This is a genomic window from Methylosinus sp. LW3, from assembly GCF_000527115.1.
Classification (GTDB): domain Bacteria; phylum Pseudomonadota; class Alphaproteobacteria; order Rhizobiales; family Beijerinckiaceae; genus Methylosinus.
In genome coordinates, this window is the sequence record NZ_AZUO01000001.1 from 1,960,085 (window position 1) to 1,978,720 (window position 18,636).

Here is an 18,636-nt window from a genome sequence, read left to right on the forward strand (position 1 = left end):
CACGAGTATGAAGAGCTTGATTTCGCGGTTCGTTAAGGACGAGTCCGGCGCGACCGCCATCGAATACGGCCTGATCGGCGCGCTGATCTCCGTCATCATCATCACCGCAGTGAAGCTCGTCGGCAGCAACCTGTCGCAGACCTTCAACAAGATCGCTCAGAATCTGAGCTGAGGTCTGGCGGGCGCTGATCTCGCCGCCCCCGCGTCGAGATCATTTCAGCGCACGCATTCCCGCCGAAGGCCGGCTCGTGAACGGGGCCGGCCGGCTCGGCGCATGGGCGGCGAATCGTGCCGCCCTACATTAGGAGAAGGCGATGAAATCGTCGGTTATGAAATTTTTGGACAATGAGTCCGGCGCCACGGCTATCGAATACGGCCTCATCGGCGCTTTGATTTCTGTCATTATTATTACCGCTGTGAAGCTCGTCGGCAGCAATCTGTCAGAGACTTTCAACAAGATCGCTCAGAACCTCAGCTGAACGATCGCCCGACTCGTGCGCGCGCGTCGGCTCCTCGCCGCGCGACGCGCGAATCGCGCGCTCATCCGAGCGCGCCGAAACGACTTCGAGAGGCGCCTTTGTCGCAAAAGAGAGAGGCGCGGCGACAGGAACGACACTGATGATCGCAGCCGCCGCCGCGCTAATCCTCTTTCCGGCCTTGATGGCGTTTTCGGCCTTCGCCGATCTTCTCACCATGACGATTCCCAATCGCGTCTCCTTGGCGCTTATCGCCTTGTTCGCGATTTTCGCCGCATGGCTCGGCATGCCGCTCGACAGCGTCGCGTCGCATGTGGCCTGCGGGGCGGCCGTGCTCGCCGCGACCTTCCTCATGTTCAATCGCGGCTGGATGGGCGGCGGCGACGCCAAGCTCGCCTCTGCGACGGCGCTGTGGCTCGGCTTCGAGCAACTCGCCGATTACGCGCTCGTCGCCTCTCTGGCGGGCGGCGCGTTGACTCTCGCTATTCTCGCGTTGCGGCGCTTCGAGCCGCGCTTCGTCGCCAAATCGCCGCGCCTCGCGCATCTTTGCGACGCCACTGAGGGCGTGCCTTACGGCATAGCGCTCGCGATCGCCGGAATCGCCGTCTATCCCAATTCCCAGCTCTGGGCGCTGCTCACCGCCGCATGACGGCGGCGCTGCGAGATCCTTTCGCTTCGCAATGCGAAAGAGCCTGCTGTCTTACCGGCGATTAACCATAATTTGACGTTTTTCCGCTTTCATCCGGAATGCTCCGCTCTAGGTGGAGCGACCGGACTGGAAGCAAATGAACAAGGCGCAGATCGTGGTTCTCGGCGTCGCCGTCGTGGCGGGCGGCGGAGCCTTCCTGATGATGAACGGATCGCCGCCCGAGGCGCCGAAGATCGTTCAGATGATTCCCGCGCAGCCGCAGACCGACAAGGTTCTCGTGGCGACGCGCGATCTCTCTTATGGAACCGCGCTCACGGAGCCGGACACCAATTGGATCGATTGGCCGATCGGCGCCGTGCCCCAGGGCGTGCTGCGCAAGAGCGAGACGCCGAACGGCAAGGAAGATCTGCAGGGCTCCTATGTCCGCAACCCGATCTCCAATGGCGAGCCGGTGCGGCGCGAGCGTCTGGTCAAAGGCCCGACCGCGGGGCTGATGTCGACGCTGCTTCCCGCCGGCCATCGCGCGGTCGCGATCGACATCTCGCCCAACACGACGGCGGGCGGCTTCATTCTTCCAAACGACCATGTCGATGTGATGCGCACCTATCGCGACTCCGATCGCGGCCGTGAAGGCGGCTCCGCCGACCTCTCCTCGGAAGTCATTCTCACCAATGTGCGCGTGATGGCGATCGGTCCGATCGTCGAGACGAAGAACGGCGAATCCGTCGTGACCGGCGCGACCGCCACGCTCGATCTCGAGCCGCGGCAGGCCGAGCTCGTCATTCTCGCGCAGCGTACCGGCCAATTGGCGCTCATGCTGCGCTCGATGGCGGATGCGCATGACGACGACAAGCGCGCTTCGGCGGCGGACGATTCATTGACGGTCGTGCGCTTCGGCTTCCCATCAACCATGCGCACGCGCTGAGGCGATGCGGCTCATCGAAGGACGGCGCCACATGGCGAAAATCGAACGCGGAACGACGGATATGGGCAGGTCGGCGCGTCGGCTATCGGGGGCGGCGGCGCTCGCGATCCTCGCGCTCGCCGGCGTCTCGCTCGGAGCCATTCCAGCGTCCGGCCAGGAAAAATGGGGCGTCCAGTCGAGCGCGGAGGCGATGATGTCTCGACGCATCGCCATGGGCGTCGGCAAGTCGATCATCGTCGATCTTCCGGCCGAGGCGTCGGAGATCGTGGTCGGCAATCCAAAGGTCGCCAATGCGGTCGTCCGCTCGGCGCGCAAGCTCTACATAATGGGCGCGGAAACGGGCCAGACGACGATTTTCGCGCTCGATCGCGCCGGGCGGCAGATCGCCAATCTCGAGATCAGCATCGGCCGCGACGTCGGCGAGCTCGGGCCGCTGTTGCGCGCCGCCCTACCCAAATCGAACATCACCGCACGCACGGTCAATGACACGATCATTCTGACCGGCACGGTCGAATCCGCGTCCGAGGCGCAGCGCGCCGTCGACATCGCCAAGGGCTTCGCCGCGCGCTCGTCCTCCGCCCAGGGCAATGGCGCCGGCGGCGAAGGCCTCGTCGTCAACGCGCTCACCATCAGCACGCAGGATCAGGTGATGCTGAAGGTCACGGTCGCCGAGGTGCAGCGGCGCGTGATCAAGCAGCTGGGCGTCTCGGCCAAATCCGGCGGCGAGGCGATTTTGTCCGGCGGTTGGGGCAAGCTCGTTCAGGAGAATCCCTTCGCCATCAATTCCGCCCTCACTTCCAGCGCATTGAGCCTCAATGGCCCCAACAGCACATCCGCGACGCTGCAGGCCTATGAGCGCTACGGCGTCTCGCGCATTCTCGCCGAGCCGACCGTCACTGCGGTTTCCGGCGAGTCGGCAAAATTCACCGTCGGCGGCGAGGTCGCGGTGCCGGGCAATGGCAATTGTATCAGCGGCTCGATCCTCTGCACCGTCGGCATCACGTTCAAGCAATATGGCGTGTCGTTGAACTTCACGCCTGTGGTGCTCGCCGAAGGCCGCATTCTCCTGCATCTCGCCACAGAGGTGACGGAGGTCGATTATCAGGGCGCGCAGACCTATAATGGCGTGACTGTTCCCGGCTTCAAGACTCGTAAGAATGAGACGAGCGTCGAGCTGCCGTCCGGCGGCTCCATCGCCACGGCGGGCCTGCTGCAGCAGAAATCCGATCAGGCCATCAACGGCCTGCCGGGCCTCATCAATCTGCCGGTGCTCGGAACGCTGTTCCGCTCGCGCGATTATCTGCGCAACGAGACCGAGTTGCTCATCATCGTCACGCCCTTCATTGCGCGCTCGATCCAGGCGCGCGATGTGTCGCGGCCCGACGACGGCTTCGCGGACGCCAGCGACCCGCAGGCCTGGTTGCTCGGCCGCGTCAATCGGCTCTACGCCAATCCCCAACATCCGCAAGCGGTTCCACGCCTGAAGGGCCGCGTCGGCTTCATTCAGGACTGAGCGCGCGAGGAGCGGCTAAAGATGTCTATCCGACTGAACAGCGCGAAACTCAAAGCCTTCGGAACGAGGCTCGCTTGCCTCGCCGCGATGGCGCCTCTCGCCGGCTGCGGCGTGAACAGAACGCTGCCGGCGCCCGCCGTCGCGCAAGACTATCGCGACCGTCATCCGGTCGTGCTCGCGGACGCCAGCACCTCCATCGACGTGTTGCCGTCGCAGCGCCTCGACTATGCGACCACGGGGCGCATTCATGATTTCGTGCTGCGCTATCGCCGCTTCGGCCATGGCCAGATCACGCTTCTCGCGCCGACGGGAACGAAAGATCAGCTCGCCGTGCGCGGCGGCGTCGATGCGGTGAAACGCATATTGGCGGAGAGCGGCGTCTCCAGCGCCGTCTATGTCGCCTCCTATCCGGTGACAGATCCAAATCTGGCCGCGCCTGTGCGTCTGTCCTTCCAGGGCGTTCGCGCGAAGGTCGCGGGACGGTGCGGCCAATGGCCCGCCGATCTCGCTTCTGCGAGCTCGCTGGAAGGGTGGGACAACACCACCTATTGGAATTTCGGCTGCGCGAGCCAGACGACATTGGCGGCGCAGATCGACGATCCGCGCGATCTCGTCACGCCGCGCGGCGAGACGCCGGCCGACATCGAATCGCGCATGCGCGCGATCGGCAATGTGCGCAAGGGCGCCGATCCGGCGACGAATTGGAACGTCAAAGGCACGAATATCAGCTCGGTTGGAGGCGGTTGATGAAAGAGCAGTCGGCAGTGGCGGAGAGCGACGCGGCGGCGCAGATCGCTCCCTTGCCGCGCATTTCCGTGCAGGCGTTCTGCGAAACGCCGGACGCCGTGGCGGTGGTGAATTCCGCCGCCGTGGACCGTCGCATGGACAAGGCGCATGTCAAGGTTCACATGGGCGGCGTCGCGGCCGCGATCGAGGCGTTCCGATCGGCGCCGACGCCGAATCTGATCGTGCTCGAGGCGATCGGCGAGCGTGAGACGCTCATCGGTCAGCTGGAGACGCTGGCGGAGTCCTGCGACTCCGGCACCAAGGTCGTCGTGCTCGGCCATGTCAACGACATATCGCTCTATCGTGCGCTCATGGCGCGTGGCGTCAGCGATTACATTGTCGCGCCGATCGATGTGCTCGGCTTCATCGCCCGCATCTCCGATCTCTATAATAACAGCGCCGAGGCGCTGGGGCGCATCGTCGCCGTGGCCGGCGCCAAGGGCGGCGTCGGCTCCTCCTGCATTGCGCATAATCTCGCCTGGTCGATCGCGCGCGCGCTGCAGATGCAGACGGTCGTCGCCGATCTCGATCTCCCCTTCGGCACTGCGGGGCTGGATTTCAACCAGGACCCGCCGCAAGGCGTCGCGGAAGCTGTCTTTGCGCCGGATCGCGTCGATGCCAATCTCATCGACCGTCTGCTCTCCAAATGCAGCGAGCAGCTCAGCCTGCTCGCCGCGCCCGCGACGGTCGATCGTCTCTATGATCTGCCGGAGACCGCTTTCGACGCGATCGTGGACACGCTGCGCGCCACCGCGCCCTGCACCGTGCTCGACGTTCCGCATCAATGGTCGGCCTGGACGAAGCGCATGCTGATCGGCGCCGATGAGGTGGCGATCGTGGCGGCGCCCGATCTCGCCAATCTGCGCAACGCCAAGACGCTCATCGATCAGCTGCGCGTCGCGCGTCAGAACGACTCGCCGCCCAAGCTCGTCTTGAATTTCGTCGGCGTGCCGAAGCGCCCGGAGATAGCCGTGGCGGATTTCGCCAGGGCGATCGAAATGGAGCCGTCGGCGATCATTCCCTTCGATCCGAAGCTGTTCGGCGCCGCCTCCAACAATGGTCAGATGATCGCCGAGGTCGACCCCGGCGCCAAGATCATCGAGCAATTCGACGCGCTCGGCCGCGAGGTGACGGGGCGCGCGGTGAGCCGCAAGGTCAAGAGCGGATTATTCGCGCCGCTGCTCGATCGTTTGTCACGAAAGCTGGCCGGCTGACGAGCGGCGACTGAGCGTAACGAGGAGATCGCATGTTCGGAAAGCGTACGAACGTCGGAACGGCGCAGACAGCGACAGCGCGGTCGACACAGCAGGCGGCGCCGGTGATCAAGGCTCCGACGCCGAATGCTGCGCCCGAGCCCGCGAGCGCGATGGCGGCGGCTCCTCCCGAGCAGAAGCGCTCGGAACAATATTACGTGACGAAGAGCATGATCTTCGGCGCGCTCATCGAGGCGATCGATCTCGCCCAGCTCTCCAAGCTCGAGCCGGAGAGCGCGCGCGACGAGATCAGAGATATCGTCAATGAGATCGTCGCGATCAAGAATGTCGTGATGTCGATCGCCGAGCAGGAAGAGCTGCTCGACGACATCTGCAACGACGTGCTCGGCTATGGTCCGCTGGAGCCGCTGCTCATTCGCGACGATATCGCCGACATAATGGTGAATGGCGCCGCCAAGACCTACATAGAGGTGGGCGGCAAGATTCAGCTTACCAACATCCACTTCCGCGACAATGCGCAGCTGATGAATATTTGTCAGCGCATCGTCAGCCAGGTCGGCCGCCGTGTCGACGAATCCTCGCCGATCTGCGACGCGCGCCTGCTCGACGGTTCTCGCGTCAACGTCATCGCGCCGCCGCTGGCGATCGATGGTCCTGCGCTCACCATTCGTAAGTTCCGCAAGGACAAGCTCACTCTCGATCAGCTCATACGCTACGCATCCATCTCGCCCGAAGGCGGCGAGGTGCTGAAGATCATCGGCCGCGTGCGCTGCAATGTGCTGATCTCCGGCGGCACGGGTTCCGGCAAGACGACGCTGCTCAACTGCCTCACCAATTCCATCGACACCGACGAGCGCGTGATCACCTGCGAGGACGCGGCGGAATTGCAGCTTCAGCAGCCGCATGTCGTGCGCCTGGAGACGCGCCCGCCAAATCTCGAGGGGCAGGGCGCGGTGACGATGCGCGATCTCGTCAAGAACTGCCTGCGTATGCGTCCCGAGCGCATCATCGTCGGCGAGGTTCGCGGACCGGAGGCTTTCGATCTTCTGCAGGCGATGAACACGGGCCATGACGGGTCGATGGGCACGCTGCACGCCAACTCGCCGCGCGAGGCGCTCGGCCGTCTCGAATCCATGATCACCATGGGCGGCTTCTCGCTGCCGGCGAAGACGATCCGCGACATGATCGTCTCGTCGATCGACATTATCGTGCAGGCGGCGCGCCTGCGCGACGGTTCGCGCCGCATCACGCATATCACCGAGGTGCTCGGCCAGGAGGCGGATGTCGTCACGCTGCAGGATCTCTTCGTCTATGAGATCATCGGCGAGGACGCCAATGGCCGCATCATCGGCCGGCATCGCTCCACCGGCGTCGGTCGGCCGCGCTTCTGGGAGCGTGCGCGCTACTACGGCGAGGAGAATCGGCTCGCCGCGGCGCTCGACGCCGCCACTGTCATCGACGACGAAAATTAGTTTCGAGGGCCAGAAAATGGATCGTCAATCGCTCCTTTCCGCGCTTCTCGTCACCTTCGCCGTCGGCGGAGTGATGTACGCTTTCGTCTATCCCTATCTCTCCGGCGAGATTCAGGCGCAGAAGCGGACGGCGGCGCTCATGTCCTCCACCGAGCGTCGTCGCGACGCGCGGAGCGGCGATCCGAACAAGCGGCGTAAGCTGATTCAGGAGAGCCTCAAGGACGTCGAGACGAAGAAGAAAGCCAAGGTGACGCTCGAGCAGCGCATCGCGCAGGCGGGGCTGACGACGACGCGTACGATATTTCTCATCGCTTCGGCGGCTTTCGGCCTGCTGGTGGCTTTCCTCGTCTTCGTCTTCAACTCTGATCCGCTGGTCGCGGTCGGGGCGGGCGTCGTCGCCGGCGTCGGCGCGCCGCATTGGCTGCTGGGCTTTTTGGCGCGGCGGCGCATCGCGAAATTCATCGCCGAATTTCCCGGCGCCGTCGATATCATCATTCGCGGCGTGAAGGCCGGCCTGCCGGTCGCCGACTGCTTTCGCATGATCGCGGGCGAGGCTGCGGAGCCCGTGCGCGGCGAATTTCGCCAGATCGTCGAATCGCAGACGATAGGACTGTCCATCGCCGAGGCGACGGAGCGTTTCGCCGATCGCGTGCCGGTGGCGGAGGCGTCGTTTTTCTCGATCGTCATCAGCCTTCAGCAAAAGGCAGGCGGCAATCTCTCCGAGGCGCTCACCAATCTCGCCGGCGTGCTGCGCGAGCGAAAGAAGATGAAGGCGAAGGTGAGAGCCATGTCCGCGGAGGCCAAGGCCTCGGCGGGCATCATCGGCAGCCTGCCGTTTCTCGTCGGCCTCGTCGTCTGGTTCACCAATCCGGCCTATATCGCCGTGCTGTTCAATACGACGGTCGGAAACATCATCATCGGAGCGAGCCTGCTCTGGATGGCGATCGGCGTCTTCATCATGCAGAAGATGATCGACTTCGAAATTTGAGCAGTCGTGTCGCGTCGAGCGAGGGGTCACTAAAGTCATGGAGCAGATCGTCAAGCTAGCGACCAATGGACGGCTGGTGTTCAGCGTCGTCGTCGCAATGGCGGTCATCGCCACCATATGGTCGCTCGGAGCGACCTTCTTGCAGAGCGACGCATTGGCCAAGCGCATGAAGAGCGTCGCCAATGAGCGCGAGCGCATCAGAGCGCGCGAGCGCGCGACGGCCAAGGCGGATGGCGGCGGCCTGCGCTATCAGCCCAAGCAATATATGAAGAATGTCGTCGATCGCTTCTCCTTGTCGACATGGCTCAACACGGATGACGCCAAGCTGCGCCTCGCCTCGGCCGGATATCGGGGGCCGCAGGCGGAAGTGACCTTTCTGTTCTTCCGGCTGGTGACGCCGATCGCATTCGCGCTCTTCGCCGTCTTCTATCTCGTCGTGCTCGACGATTCCGATTGGCCCATGCTCACCAAGGCGGGCATCGTGATCTTCGCGACATATCTCGGCGTCAAGACGCCGGAGCTGTTCATCAGCAACACGATCGCCAAGCGGCAGCAGAGCATGCGCATCGCTTTTCCCGATGCGCTAGATCTCATGCTGATCTGCGTCGAATCTGGCATGTCGGTCGATCACGCCTTTCGCAAGGTGGGGCAGGAGATCGGCGTGCGCTCGGCGGCGCTCGCCGAGGAATTCGCGCTGGCGACGGCGGAGCTCTCCTATCTGCCGGATCGTCGTCAGGCCTATCAGAATCTGACGGCGCGCACCGGCCTCGACAGCGTGAAGCAGATTTCGACCGTGCTCATTCAGGCGGAGAAATACGGCACGCCGCTCGGCCGCGCGCTGCGCGTCACGGCGCAGGAGAGCCGCGACATGCGCATGGCGGAGGCCGAGCGCAAGGCGGCCGCGCTGCCGCCCAAGCTCACCGTGCCGATGATCGTCTTCTTTCTGCCGGTGCTGATGGTCGTCGTGATGGCGCCGGCGATTATTCAGGTGATGGCGCAGAGCTGGTGAGCGCGCCGAGCTTTGCGCGCGGCGCGGGCGCTTCGGCGCTCTTCTTTTGCTTCGTCTTCTCGCTGTAGCTCTGGATCTCGCGCCAGCTGTTGGATTGCGCGATCATCTGGCGGATCGAGGCGACATTGGCCGCGGCGTCGATCGGCGAGAGATCATGGCGCGACCAGTTCTCCGCTTCGTCGAACTTGCCCTGCAGCGCAAGCACGAGCGCGAGATTCTGACGTACCCGCATGTCCGCCGTCGGCTGCGACGCGGCGGTCAGCAATGTGCTCTCGGCCTGCGGCAGCTGCTTGGAGAGCGCGTAGGAGAGCCCGAGATTGGAGAGAACCTTCGGGTCATTGGGCTTGATCTTCAACGCGGTCTGATAATAGTCGCGCGCTTCGTCGTGATTGCCGAGCTGATCGGCGATCGAGCCTTGCGCGGAGAGCACAGTCCAATCGGGTCGCTCCGGCGTATGGGCGCGCGACAAGACATCGGCGGCGTCGCGCAGACGTCCGGCGTCGGCGAGCGACTTGCCATAGGCGCCGAGCACGGAGAGATCATCCGGATAGCGAATGGCGAGGCCTTGCAGCACGGCGACGGCCTGCGCGTTGCGATCCAGCGCATGCAGCGCCTTCGCATAGGTGAGCGCGACCGATTTGTTCTTGGGGTCGGCGTCGAAGCGACGACCCCATTCGTCGGCGAATCGGCGTAGCTCGGCATCGTCGCTCGGCAGCTCGGCGCGTCGCGTCGCGCCGATCGAGCCGGTGACGTCGGTGAGCGGCTGCGCGCAGCCGCCGAGCGCGAGCAGCGCGCAAATCATGAGCGCGCTCGGCGCGCTTTTGCGGCGCGTCGCGACGAAATGGGACGGGAACATCGGGCGACCCCTCTCTTGCGGTTGAACCGTCAGGGTCGAGCAATAAATCGTTAACCTTGCCGCTTCCTTAACGAGCGCGCTCGGCGATCCGGCGCTCGAGCTCGTCGAGATCGCCGCGCCATTGCTCGAGCGCGAAGCCGAGCGCGAAGACATGCTCGACCTGCTCCACCGGCAGGCCGCGGAGGATTCCTTCTTCTCGGAGCGCCGTGATCTCTCGCGAATAAGCGTCGAAGGCGGCGTCCAATGTCTTGCTCACGACGGGCGCGCGCGCGTTCGTCAGCGCGGCGCCGTTCTCGAGAAGCTGGGCGGCGGCGGCGTCCGCGATGCGCGCGAGTAGCGTCTCGAGGCGCGGGCGCAGCCGCTCCGGCAAGGGCGTGACCGCGGCGCGGCCGATCATCACCAGATCATGCCGCATGCGCAGCAGCGCGCGCAGCAGCGGCGCGAGATCAGGCTCGGCCTCGAGGAAGACGATGCGTTCATGACGCGCCTCCTGCTCCATCTTGTCGAGACGGGCGAAGGCGTCGCCGACGCCGCGCTGCAGATCGCGAATCGCTTCCGGGTCCTGCGGCCGGGCGAAGCCCGAGAACAGCGGAGCCAGCGCCTCGGCCATCACGGCGAGCATTTCGGCGCCGGCCTCGAGCGCGAGAATGCGGGCGCGCGCCGGAAAGACGAGATGCGACACGACGAGCGCGACGGCGCCGCCGAGCGCCACCTCGAGCACGCGATCATAGGCCGAATGGAAGGCGGTCGCATGTGTGATCGTCGGCGCGAGCACGACGATGACGCCAGTCGCCGGCGCGACGGAAAAGCGCGGCGTCAAAGCCGAGAGCAGAGCGAGCGGCGCTATGGCGAGGCCGAGCAGAAGCAGCAGCGCCAGCTCATGCGCGCCGGGAACGTAATTGGAGACGAGGCCGGCGTAGATCGCGCCGCCCAGCGTGCCGAAGGAATAGTCGATCGTCGCCTTGACCGAGCGGCCGACGCTCATTTGCGTGAGGATGACGGCCGTCAGCACGGCCCATAAGATCATCGGCGTGCCGAGGAGATGGCCGATTCCGAGCGTCGCAACAGCGGCGATCGTGATCCTTGCGCCGAGCGCGAGCTGGGCGCGATAGCGGGAGAGGGGACCGATTTCCATGGGCCAAGTCCTATAACGTCTTCGTGTCCTTCGTGTCTTGGTGCTAAAAAACGACAAAGACAGGAACGAACTCGAAAAGAGGGCGATATGAGCCGATTGGAGGAGTGGACGGCGGAGGCGACGCCGATCGATTTCGTCGATAAGGAGAGCTGGCCGATTCTCGCCGAGACCTTGCCGCCGCCGATCGCCGCCTTTGCGCGCGCTTGCGGCTTCGATGGCAAGGTCGGCGCGTATTTGCTCGCGCCGGGGCCGGAGGGCGCGCCGGCTTTGGCGCTGTTCGGCGTGGAGGCGGCGGGGGTGCGCCATCGCGATCCTTTCCTTCCCGGCAAGCTCGCGGCCTTGCTGCCGCCGGGCCTCTATCGTCTGCGCGAAGGCGTATCCGATTCCTATTCGGCGGCGCTCGCCTTTTTGCTCGGCGGCTATTCTTTCTCGCGCTATGTCGCACCCAAGAAGGAGCGTCCGCGCCTCTGCGCGCCGCAGGACGCCGATCGCGCGCGCATAGAGCGCGTCGCCGCCGCGCTCTGCTTCGGGCGCGATCTCGTCAACACACCCGCCAATGATCTGGGGCCGGAGGCTCTGGCGGAGGCGGCGCTGGCGCTCGCCGCGCGGCATGGAGCGCAGGCGCGCGTCATCGCCGGCGATGCGCTGCTTTCGGAGAATTTCCCGCTCGTCCATGCGGTCGGCCGCGCGGCGGCGCAGGCGCCGCGGCTCGTCGACATCACCTTCGGGCCGGAAGAGGCGATGAAGGTGACGCTGGTGGGGAAGGGCGTCTGCTTCGACAGCGGCGGCCTCGACATCAAGCCGAGCAGCGCCATGCTGCTGATGAAGAAGGACATGGGCGGCGCCGCCACGGCGCTGGCGCTGGCCGATATTCTGATGGGCTCCGGCGCGCGCCTGCGCCTGCGGGTGCTGCTGCCCATCGTCGAGAACGCCATTTCCGCCGACGCCATGCGGCCGGGCGACATTTATCCGAGCCGCAAGGGTCTCTCGGTGGAGATCGGCAATACGGACGCCGAAGGGCGGCTCATTCTCGCTGACGCTCTGGCGCTCGCCGCCGAGGAGGACCCCGATCTCTTGCTCGATTTCGCCACGCTGACGGGCGCGGCGCGTGTCGCGCTCGGCCCGGAGCTGCCGGCCTTTTACACGGGAGACGATTCTCTGGCGCTGGAGATCGAGACCTATGGCCGCAAGCTCGGCGATCCGGTGTGGCGGCTGCCATTGTGGGAGCCCTATGATTCGCAGCTCGACGGCAAGGCGTCCAACATCGTGAATGTGTCGTCGAGCGGACATGCGGGCTCGATCACCGCAGCGCTGTTTCTGCGCCGCTTCGTGACCAAGCCCGAGAAATGGGCGCATTTCGATCTCTTCGCCTGGACTCCTTCCGCCAAGCCGGGCCGGCCGGAGGGCGGCGAGATTCAGACTGCGCGGCTCCTCGCCGAGCTGATCGAGGAGCGCGCCGCCCGTTGGAGCGTGAAGACATGAGCGAGAGCTTCGACAAAAGGCTGACGCCGGCGCGGCCCGATCTCGCCGCGCGGCGCCTCGAGGGCAAGGTCGAGGCGGCGCGCTTCGTCGATGGGCGCCGCATGCAGGTGAAGGAAGGCGTCGCCGATCTGAAGCGCGAGCCGCGGCCAGATGCGCGGCTCGACACGCAGGCGCTCTATGGCGAGACGGTCGTCGTCTATGACGATGAGGAGGGCTGGTCCTGGGTGCAGCTCGAGCGCGACTCCTATGTGGGCTGGATCGCCGCCAATGTGCTCTGGAGCCGCATAGAGACGCCGACGCATCGCGTCAGCGTTCCCCGCACCTTTATTTTCCCGCGAGCTGAGATCAAGGACCCGCCCTTGCTCGCTCTGCCGCTCGGAGCCGAAGTGGAGATCGTCGGCGAGCGCGACAAATTTCTCATCGAAGCCGGCGGCGGCTTCATCTATCGAACGCATCTGACGCCGCGCGCGTCGCGCGTCGCGGATTTCGTCGCTGTGGCGGAGAGCCTCATCGGCGCGCCCTATCTTTGGGGCGGCAAGAGCTGGCTCGGCGTCGACTGCTCCGGCTTGGTGCAGAGCTCGCTCGCTCTGGCCGGGGTAGAGGCGCCGCGCGATACGGATTTGCAGGAGACATCGCTCGGCCGCGCGCTCGCCGAAGGCGAGTCGATGCGGCGCGGCGATCTCGTTTTTTGGAAAGGCCATGTCGGCATAATGCAGGACGCGGAGCGCCTGCTGCACGCCAACGCCTTTCATCTGCAGGTCGCCAGCGAGCCCTTCGCGCCGGCGCGGGAGCGGATTTTGGCCTCCGGCTCCGCGGTGACGAGCGTGCGGCGAATCCTCGAATGACGACAATGCCAGAGCCGCTCTACCTCGAAGACCTCTTCGTCGATCAGCGCTTTCGCGGCGGGCCGGTCGAGGTCACGACGGAGGAGATCAAAGCCTTCGCGGCCAAATTCGACCCGCAGCCCTTTCATCTCGACGAGACGGCGGCGAAGGACAGTCTGTTCGGCGGTCTGGTGGCCAGCGGCTGGCACACGGCCTCGCTCACCATGCGGCTGCTGACGCAATGCGCGTCTTTTTCTGGAGGGCTGATCGGCGTCGGCGGCAAGGTCGAGTGGCTGAGGCCTGTGCTGCCGGGCGATCTACTGAGCGTCGAGGCGACGATCCTGCGTATCTTGCCCTCGAAATCACGCGACGATCGCGGAATGGTGAAGATGCGCGTCGTGACGTCCAATCAGCGCGGCGAAACCGTGCAACTGCTGGACGCCAATGTGCTCGCCTTCCGGCGGCCGGCGGGGCCGTGACGCCGCGCTCGGATATGTGCGGCCGCTATTTTACTTTTTGATAGGCGCGCAGCAGGCGCCGCAGGGCGATGACGCCGGAGGCGCGGCTCGGATCATAGGTCGGATTGCCGCCGGCAAAGCCCGTCGCATAATCCGAGATGACCGCCATGGCCGTGAAAGGCAGAGCGAAGCGCTTGGCGAGTATCGCTTCTGGCGCAATCGACACGCCGAGCGCGTCGGCGCCGAGCATGCGGGCCATCTTGGCTTCCGCTGGCGTCTCATAGCTCGGGCCGGAGAACCACATGAAGACGCCTTCATGCAGCGTCACCCCGGCGCCGGCGCTCGCCTGCTTGAGGCGTCGCAGCAGCCTTTTGTCATAGGCGCCGTTCATATTCACGAAATTCTGGCCCGCGGCGCCGATGAGCGGGTTGAGGCCGCTGAAATTGATGTGATCGGTCACGGAAAGAATGGAGGAGGGCTGAAAATCGGCGTTGGCGGAGGTGGCGAGGCCGGTGGAGAGCAGAGCCCGCACATTCAAAAGCGTCAATGTCTCGATCGGCGAGGACATCAGGCTGGGATCGCCGCTGTCGTAGAATTCCGAGCGGCCCTTGAGGAACAGCATGGGCGCGCCTTCGACGAGGCCGATCACGACCTCGCCGCCCTCGATATCAGGAAAGCCCGGCAGCTCGGAATAGGCAATGGCGACCGCCTGCTCGCCAATATCGGCGGCGGCGAGAAATTCGCGTCCGAGCACGACCGCGGTTTCGATTGGCCCCAGAGGATTGCGCGCGCCGATGATATCGGCGGCGTCCCTTGCGCGCGTGCTCATGAATAGCCTCGAAAGAATTCGAATCGTCGCTGCCGAGTGTGACGAAGCGGCGGCTTCGCCGCAAGTGCGCGCAGGGCTTTTGCGTGCGACGCTCTCATCGGCTCAATCGCCCTGATGCGGCTCGGCCTCTATGCGGAAGGCGGCGGCGAAGAGAGCGCGGGTATAGTCGCTCTTGGGCGCCGCGAAGACGTCCACCGCCGGGCCTTCCTCCACCACCCTGCCGTGGCGCATCACGATGAGATGCGCGGCGAGCGACTTCACCACTTTGAGATCATGGCTGATGAAGAGATAGGCGAGGCTGTGCTTGGCCTGCAATTCGCGCAGCAGATCGACGATTTGCGCCTGCACGGACATGTCGAGCGCCGAGGTCGGCTCGTCGAGCACGATGAATTTCGGCTTGAGCACAATGGCGCGCGCGATGGCGACGCGCTGGCGCTGACCGCCCGAGAATTCATGCGGATAGCGATCCATCATGGCGGGGTCGAGCCCCGTCTCGGCCAGCGCCTTGGCGACGATCTCGCGCGTCTCCTCGAAGGAGAGGCCCTTCATCTGCACGCTGAGGCCCTCGGCGACGATCTCGGCGACCGACATGCGCGGCGACAGCGAGCCATAAGGGTCCTGGAAGACGATCTGCATGTCGCGGCGCAGCGGGCGCATTTCTGCGACCGACTTCGCGTCTATGCGCTCGCCGAGATAGAGGATCGGCCCCTCCGAGCGGATGAGTCGCAAGAGCGCGAGGCCGAGCGTCGTCTTGCCGGAGCCCGATTCGCCGACGACGCCGACCGTCGAGCCGCGGCGCACCGCGAGGGTGACGCCGTCCACCGCCTTGATATGCCCGACCGTGCGGCGCAGGAAGCCGCGCTTGATCGGAAACCAGACCTTGAGATCATTGGCGGCGACGAGAACGGGCTCGTTCTCATCCTCCACCGGCGGCGCGCCTTTGGGCTCGGCGGCGAGCAACGCCTTGGTGTACGGGTGCTCGGGCGCGGAGAAGACTTTCTCGACATCGCCCTTCTCGACGATACGGCCGTGCTGCATCACGCAGACATCGTCGGCGAAGCGCCGCACCAGGCCGAGATCATGGGTGATGAAGAGCATGGCCATGCCATAGGTCTTCTGCACGCGCTCCAGCAGAGCGAGAATCTGCGCCTGCACGGTCACGTCGAGCGCCGTCGTCGGCTCGTCGGCGATGAGCAGGTCCGGCCGATTGGCGAGCGCCATGGCGATCATTACGCGCTGGCGCTGGCCGCCCGATAATTGATGCGGAAAAGCGGTGAGACGCTCGGACGGATTCGGAATGCCGACCTCGCCGAGCAGCTCCACGACGCGGGCGCGGATTTTTTCCGCGCCGCGCGCGCCATGCAGCTCGAGGATTTCGCCGATCTGCTGCTCGATCGTCTGCAGCGGATTGAGCGAGGTCATCGGCTCCTGGAAGACCATGGTGATCTTCGCGCCGCGAATGGCGCGCAGCTTGGCGTCCGAGAGCTTCAGAATATCCTCGCCGGAAAAGTCGATGCTTCCCGACGGATGAATCGCCGACGGCGGCAGCAGCCGCACGATGGAGAGCGCGGTGATGGATTTGCCGGAGCCCGACTCGCCGACGAGCGCCAGCGTGCGCCCGCGCTCGACCGAGAAGGAGACTTTGTCGACCGCGAGCGTCTCCTTGCCGCCTTGCGAGAAGGCGATGGAGAGGTCGCGGACGTCGAGGAGGGGAGAGGAGCCCATGCGATCGTTCACCGGAAGGTCTTTCGCGGGTCGAAGGCGTCGCGCACCGCTTCGCCGATGAACACCAGAAGCGAGAGCATCAGCGCGATGATGACGAAGCCGGTGAGGCCGAGCCAGGGCGCCTGGAGGTTGGATTTGCCTTGCAGCAGCAATTCGCCGAGCGATGGCGAGCCCGGCGGCAGGCCAAACCCTAAGAAGTCCAGCGAGGTCAGCGTCGTGATCGAGGAATTGAGCACGAAGGGCAGGAAGGTCAAGGTCGCGACCGTGGCGTTGGGCAGGAGATGGCGCGTGATGATGCGAAAATTGGAGAGGCCGAGCGCGCGCGCCGCATTCACATATTCGAAATTGCGCGCGCGCAGAAATTCCGCGCGCACCACATGCACGAGCGACACCCAGGAGAACAGCAGCAATATGCCGAGCAGCACGAAGAAGCCCGGCGCGAGAAAGGAGGAGACGATGATGAGCAGATAGAGTTGCGGCAGCGACGACCACACCTCGATGAAGCGCTGGAAGACGAGATCGACCCACCCTCCGAAAAAGCCCTGCACAGCGCCTGCGGCGACGCCGACGATCGAGGAGATGCTCGCCAGAATGAGGCCGAACAGCACCGATAGTCGGAAACCATAGAGCAGACGCGCGACGACGTCGCGGCCTTGATCGTCGGTGCCCAGCCAGTTCCATTCGATCGCCGAGCAGCCGAGATGCGCTTTGTCCGGCCCGAGCTTCTTGGCCGCGGCGGCCTCGCATTGCGCCTTGGAGAGCAGCCAGGTCGGCGGCGAAGGCGCGGGCGTCGGCAGATCGAGATTATGCGTGTCGTAGGAGTAGCGAACAGGCGGCCAGATCATCCAGCCATTGGCCTCGATCTCTTTCTCGATCGTCGGATCGCGATAATCTGTACGCGCGAGAAAGCCGCCGAATTTCTCTTCCGGATAATCCTTGAAGATGGGGAAGAGCGGCTCGCCCTTGTAATAGGCGAGGACGGGCTTGTCATTGGCGATGACATTCGACGCCAGCGAAAGCAGAAACAGGGTCATGAACAGCCAGAAGGACCAATAGCCTCTGGAATTGGCCTTGAAATTCTGCAGCCGGCGGCGATCGATCGGCCGCAGGTGAAACAGCCCGCCGCCGGGAATTTCCGGCGCGAGCTTCATCGTCGGGGCAGGGATGCTGGTCTCGTTCATCGGTCAGACCTCGCGCGTCTCGAAATCGATGCGCGGATCGATCCATGTGTAGGTGAGGTCGGAGAGGAGATTCACCACGAGGCCCAGCAGCGCGAAAATATAGAGATTGGCGAACACCACCGGATAATCGCGATTGACGATGGATTCGTAGGAGAGATAGCCGAGCCCGTCGAGCGAGAAGATGGTCTCGATCAGCACGGAGCCGGTCAAGAAGGCGTGCACGAAGGCGCCCGGAAAGCCGGAGACGACGATGAGCATGGCGTTGCGGAACACATGACCATAGAGCACGCGATTCTCGGTGAGGCCCTTCATCCGCGCCGTCTGCACATATTGCTTGCGGATCTCGTCGAGGAAGGAATTCTTAGTCAAAAAGGTCTGCGTCGCGAAGGCGCCGAGCGTCATGGCGAGCACCGGCAGGCAGATGTGCCATAGATAATCGCCTGCCTTGCCGATGAGCGACAGCTCCGAGAAGTTCTCCGACACAAGGCCGCGTAGCGGGAATATCTGCCAGAAGGAGCCGCCGGCGAAAAGCACGATGAGCAGCATTGCGAAGAGGAAGCTCGGGATCGCATAGCCGATGATGACGAGATTGGAGGTCCAGGAGTCGAAGCGCTCGCCGTCGCGCACCGCTTTGGCGATGCCGAGCGGAATGGAGACGGAATAGGAGATGAGCGTCATCCATAGGCCGAGCGACATTGAGACGGGCAGCTTCTCTCCGATGAGCTTCAGCACGCTCTCGTCACGGAAATAGCTGCGGCCGAAGTCGAAGACGGCGTAATTCTTCACCATCAGCAGGAAGCGTTCCCAGGCCGGCTTGTCGAAGCCGAACTGCTTTTCCAGCTCTGCGATGAATTTGGGATCGAGCCCCTGCGCGCCGCGATATTTGGAGGCGCCTTCCGCGCCGGCGCCCGGCGTCGCCGCGCCGCCCCGGCCGACATCGCCGCCGCCGCCGGAGAAGCGCGAGGTCGCGCCCATGTCGTAGCCCTGCAGCTGCGCGATGACGCGCTCGACAGGGCCGCCCGGCGCGAATTGCACAATGGCGAAGGAGATGAGCATGATGCCGAGGATCGTCGGGATCATCAGCAGCAGGCGTCGTAGAATATAGGCTGCCATA

19 protein-coding genes are annotated in these 18,636 nt (G+C 64.6%); 13 read left to right on the forward strand and 6 right to left on the reverse strand.

Annotated features, from left to right (window positions below; translation table 11 throughout):
• Positions 1 to 7: 7 nt before the first annotated feature.
• The 10 genes from METLW3_RS0109960 (at position 8) to METLW3_RS0110005 (ending at position 9,032) form a co-directional block, all read left to right on the forward strand.
• Positions 8 to 172: a Flp family type IVb pilin gene (locus METLW3_RS0109960; protein ID WP_024879776.1), complete on the forward strand. Its 165-nt coding sequence runs from the start codon at positions 8 to 10 to the stop codon at positions 170 to 172.
• A 142-nt stretch (positions 173 to 314) separates the two neighbouring features.
• Positions 315 to 479, forward strand: a complete 165-nt coding sequence (locus METLW3_RS0109965) for a Flp family type IVb pilin (protein ID WP_024879777.1) — start codon at positions 315 to 317, stop codon at positions 477 to 479.
• Between the two features lie 139 nt (positions 480 to 618).
• On the forward strand, positions 619 to 1,125 hold the full coding sequence (locus tag METLW3_RS0109970; RefSeq protein WP_024879778.1) for a prepilin peptidase: 507 nt from the start codon (positions 619 to 621) through the stop codon (positions 1,123 to 1,125).
• Between the two features lie 136 nt (positions 1,126 to 1,261).
• Entirely contained in the window at positions 1,262 to 2,050 is a 789-nt protein-coding gene (gene cpaB / locus METLW3_RS0109975) for a Flp pilus assembly protein CpaB (RefSeq protein WP_024879779.1), read from the forward strand.
• A 31-nt stretch (positions 2,051 to 2,081) separates the two neighbouring features.
• Positions 2,082 to 3,563 (forward strand): type II and III secretion system protein family protein, encoded by a 1,482-nt coding sequence (locus METLW3_RS0109980; RefSeq protein ID WP_245267277.1) that lies wholly within the window; start codon positions 2,082 to 2,084, stop codon positions 3,561 to 3,563.
• A 21-nt stretch (positions 3,564 to 3,584) separates the two neighbouring features.
• Positions 3,585 to 4,310 carry a CpaD family pilus assembly protein gene (locus METLW3_RS0109985; RefSeq protein ID WP_024879781.1) on the forward strand — a complete coding sequence of 242 codons (726 nt, stop codon included), beginning with the start codon at positions 3,585 to 3,587 and terminating at the stop codon, positions 4,308 to 4,310.
• Positions 4,310 to 5,563 carry a hypothetical protein gene (locus METLW3_RS0109990; protein ID WP_024879782.1) on the forward strand — a complete coding sequence of 418 codons (1,254 nt, stop codon included), beginning with the start codon at positions 4,310 to 4,312 and terminating at the stop codon, positions 5,561 to 5,563. Before METLW3_RS0109985 ends, METLW3_RS0109990 begins: the two co-directional genes overlap by 1 nt.
• 32 nt (positions 5,564 to 5,595) lie before the next feature.
• The gene (locus tag METLW3_RS0109995) at positions 5,596 to 7,035 is read left to right on the forward strand and encodes a CpaF family protein (protein WP_024879783.1); all 1,440 of its coding nucleotides are present in this window, start codon (positions 5,596 to 5,598) and stop codon (positions 7,033 to 7,035) included.
• Positions 7,036 to 7,051: 16 nt separating this feature from the next.
• The gene (locus METLW3_RS0110000; RefSeq protein WP_024879784.1) at positions 7,052 to 8,023 is read left to right on the forward strand and encodes a type II secretion system F family protein; all 972 of its coding nucleotides are present in this window, start codon (positions 7,052 to 7,054) and stop codon (positions 8,021 to 8,023) included.
• 37 nt (positions 8,024 to 8,060) lie between these two features.
• Positions 8,061 to 9,032, forward strand: coding sequence for a type II secretion system F family protein (locus tag METLW3_RS0110005; RefSeq protein ID WP_024879785.1), 972 nt, complete (start codon positions 8,061 to 8,063; stop codon positions 9,030 to 9,032).
• Here the strand turns inward: METLW3_RS0110005 and METLW3_RS0110010 are convergent.
• Both METLW3_RS0110010 and METLW3_RS0110015 read right to left on the reverse strand, forming a co-directional pair.
• Entirely contained in the window at positions 9,004 to 9,888 is an 885-nt protein-coding gene (locus METLW3_RS0110010) for a tetratricopeptide repeat protein (protein WP_024879786.1), read from the reverse strand. The genes METLW3_RS0110005 and METLW3_RS0110010 overlap by 29 nt on opposite strands.
• A gap of 67 nt (positions 9,889 to 9,955) precedes the next feature.
• A complete protein-coding gene (locus METLW3_RS0110015; protein WP_024879787.1) occupies positions 9,956 to 11,023 on the reverse strand; it encodes an FUSC family protein in 1,068 nt (355 codons plus the stop codon).
• Between the two features lie 87 nt (positions 11,024 to 11,110).
• Between METLW3_RS0110015 and METLW3_RS0110020 the strand changes: the two genes are divergently transcribed.
• From METLW3_RS0110020 to METLW3_RS0110030, 3 genes are read left to right on the forward strand one after another with little or no spacing between them, the layout of a single operon-like run.
• Positions 11,111 to 12,505: a leucyl aminopeptidase family protein gene (locus METLW3_RS0110020; protein WP_024879788.1), complete on the forward strand. Its 1,395-nt coding sequence runs from the start codon at positions 11,111 to 11,113 to the stop codon at positions 12,503 to 12,505.
• Positions 12,502 to 13,350, forward strand: a complete 849-nt coding sequence (locus tag METLW3_RS0110025) for a C40 family peptidase (protein WP_024879789.1) — start codon at positions 12,502 to 12,504, stop codon at positions 13,348 to 13,350. The genes METLW3_RS0110020 and METLW3_RS0110025 overlap by 4 nt, the downstream gene beginning before the upstream one ends.
• The gene (locus METLW3_RS0110030; RefSeq protein WP_024879790.1) at positions 13,347 to 13,808 is read left to right on the forward strand and encodes a MaoC family dehydratase; all 462 of its coding nucleotides are present in this window, start codon (positions 13,347 to 13,349) and stop codon (positions 13,806 to 13,808) included. The genes METLW3_RS0110025 and METLW3_RS0110030 overlap by 4 nt, the downstream gene beginning before the upstream one ends.
• A 25-nt stretch (positions 13,809 to 13,833) precedes the next feature.
• Here METLW3_RS0110030 and METLW3_RS0110035 read toward each other — a convergent pair whose 3' ends face one another.
• The 4 genes from METLW3_RS0110035 to METLW3_RS0110050 form a co-directional block, all read right to left on the reverse strand.
• Positions 13,834 to 14,616 (reverse strand): purine-nucleoside phosphorylase, encoded by a 783-nt coding sequence (locus METLW3_RS0110035; RefSeq protein WP_024879791.1) that lies wholly within the window; start codon positions 14,614 to 14,616, stop codon positions 13,834 to 13,836.
• 102 nt (positions 14,617 to 14,718) lie between these two features.
• The gene (locus METLW3_RS0110040) at positions 14,719 to 16,341 is read right to left on the reverse strand and encodes an ABC transporter ATP-binding protein (RefSeq protein WP_024879792.1); all 1,623 of its coding nucleotides are present in this window, start codon (positions 16,339 to 16,341) and stop codon (positions 14,719 to 14,721) included.
• Positions 16,342 to 16,349: 8 nt separating this feature from the next.
• Positions 16,350 to 17,522, reverse strand: coding sequence for an ABC transporter permease (locus METLW3_RS0110045; RefSeq protein ID WP_024879793.1), 1,173 nt, complete (start codon positions 17,520 to 17,522; stop codon positions 16,350 to 16,352).
• Between the two features lie 3 nt (positions 17,523 to 17,525).
• Entirely contained in the window at positions 17,526 to 18,635 is a 1,110-nt protein-coding gene (locus METLW3_RS0110050) for a microcin C ABC transporter permease YejB (RefSeq protein WP_024879794.1), read from the reverse strand.
• Position 18,636: the final 1 nt, after the last annotated feature.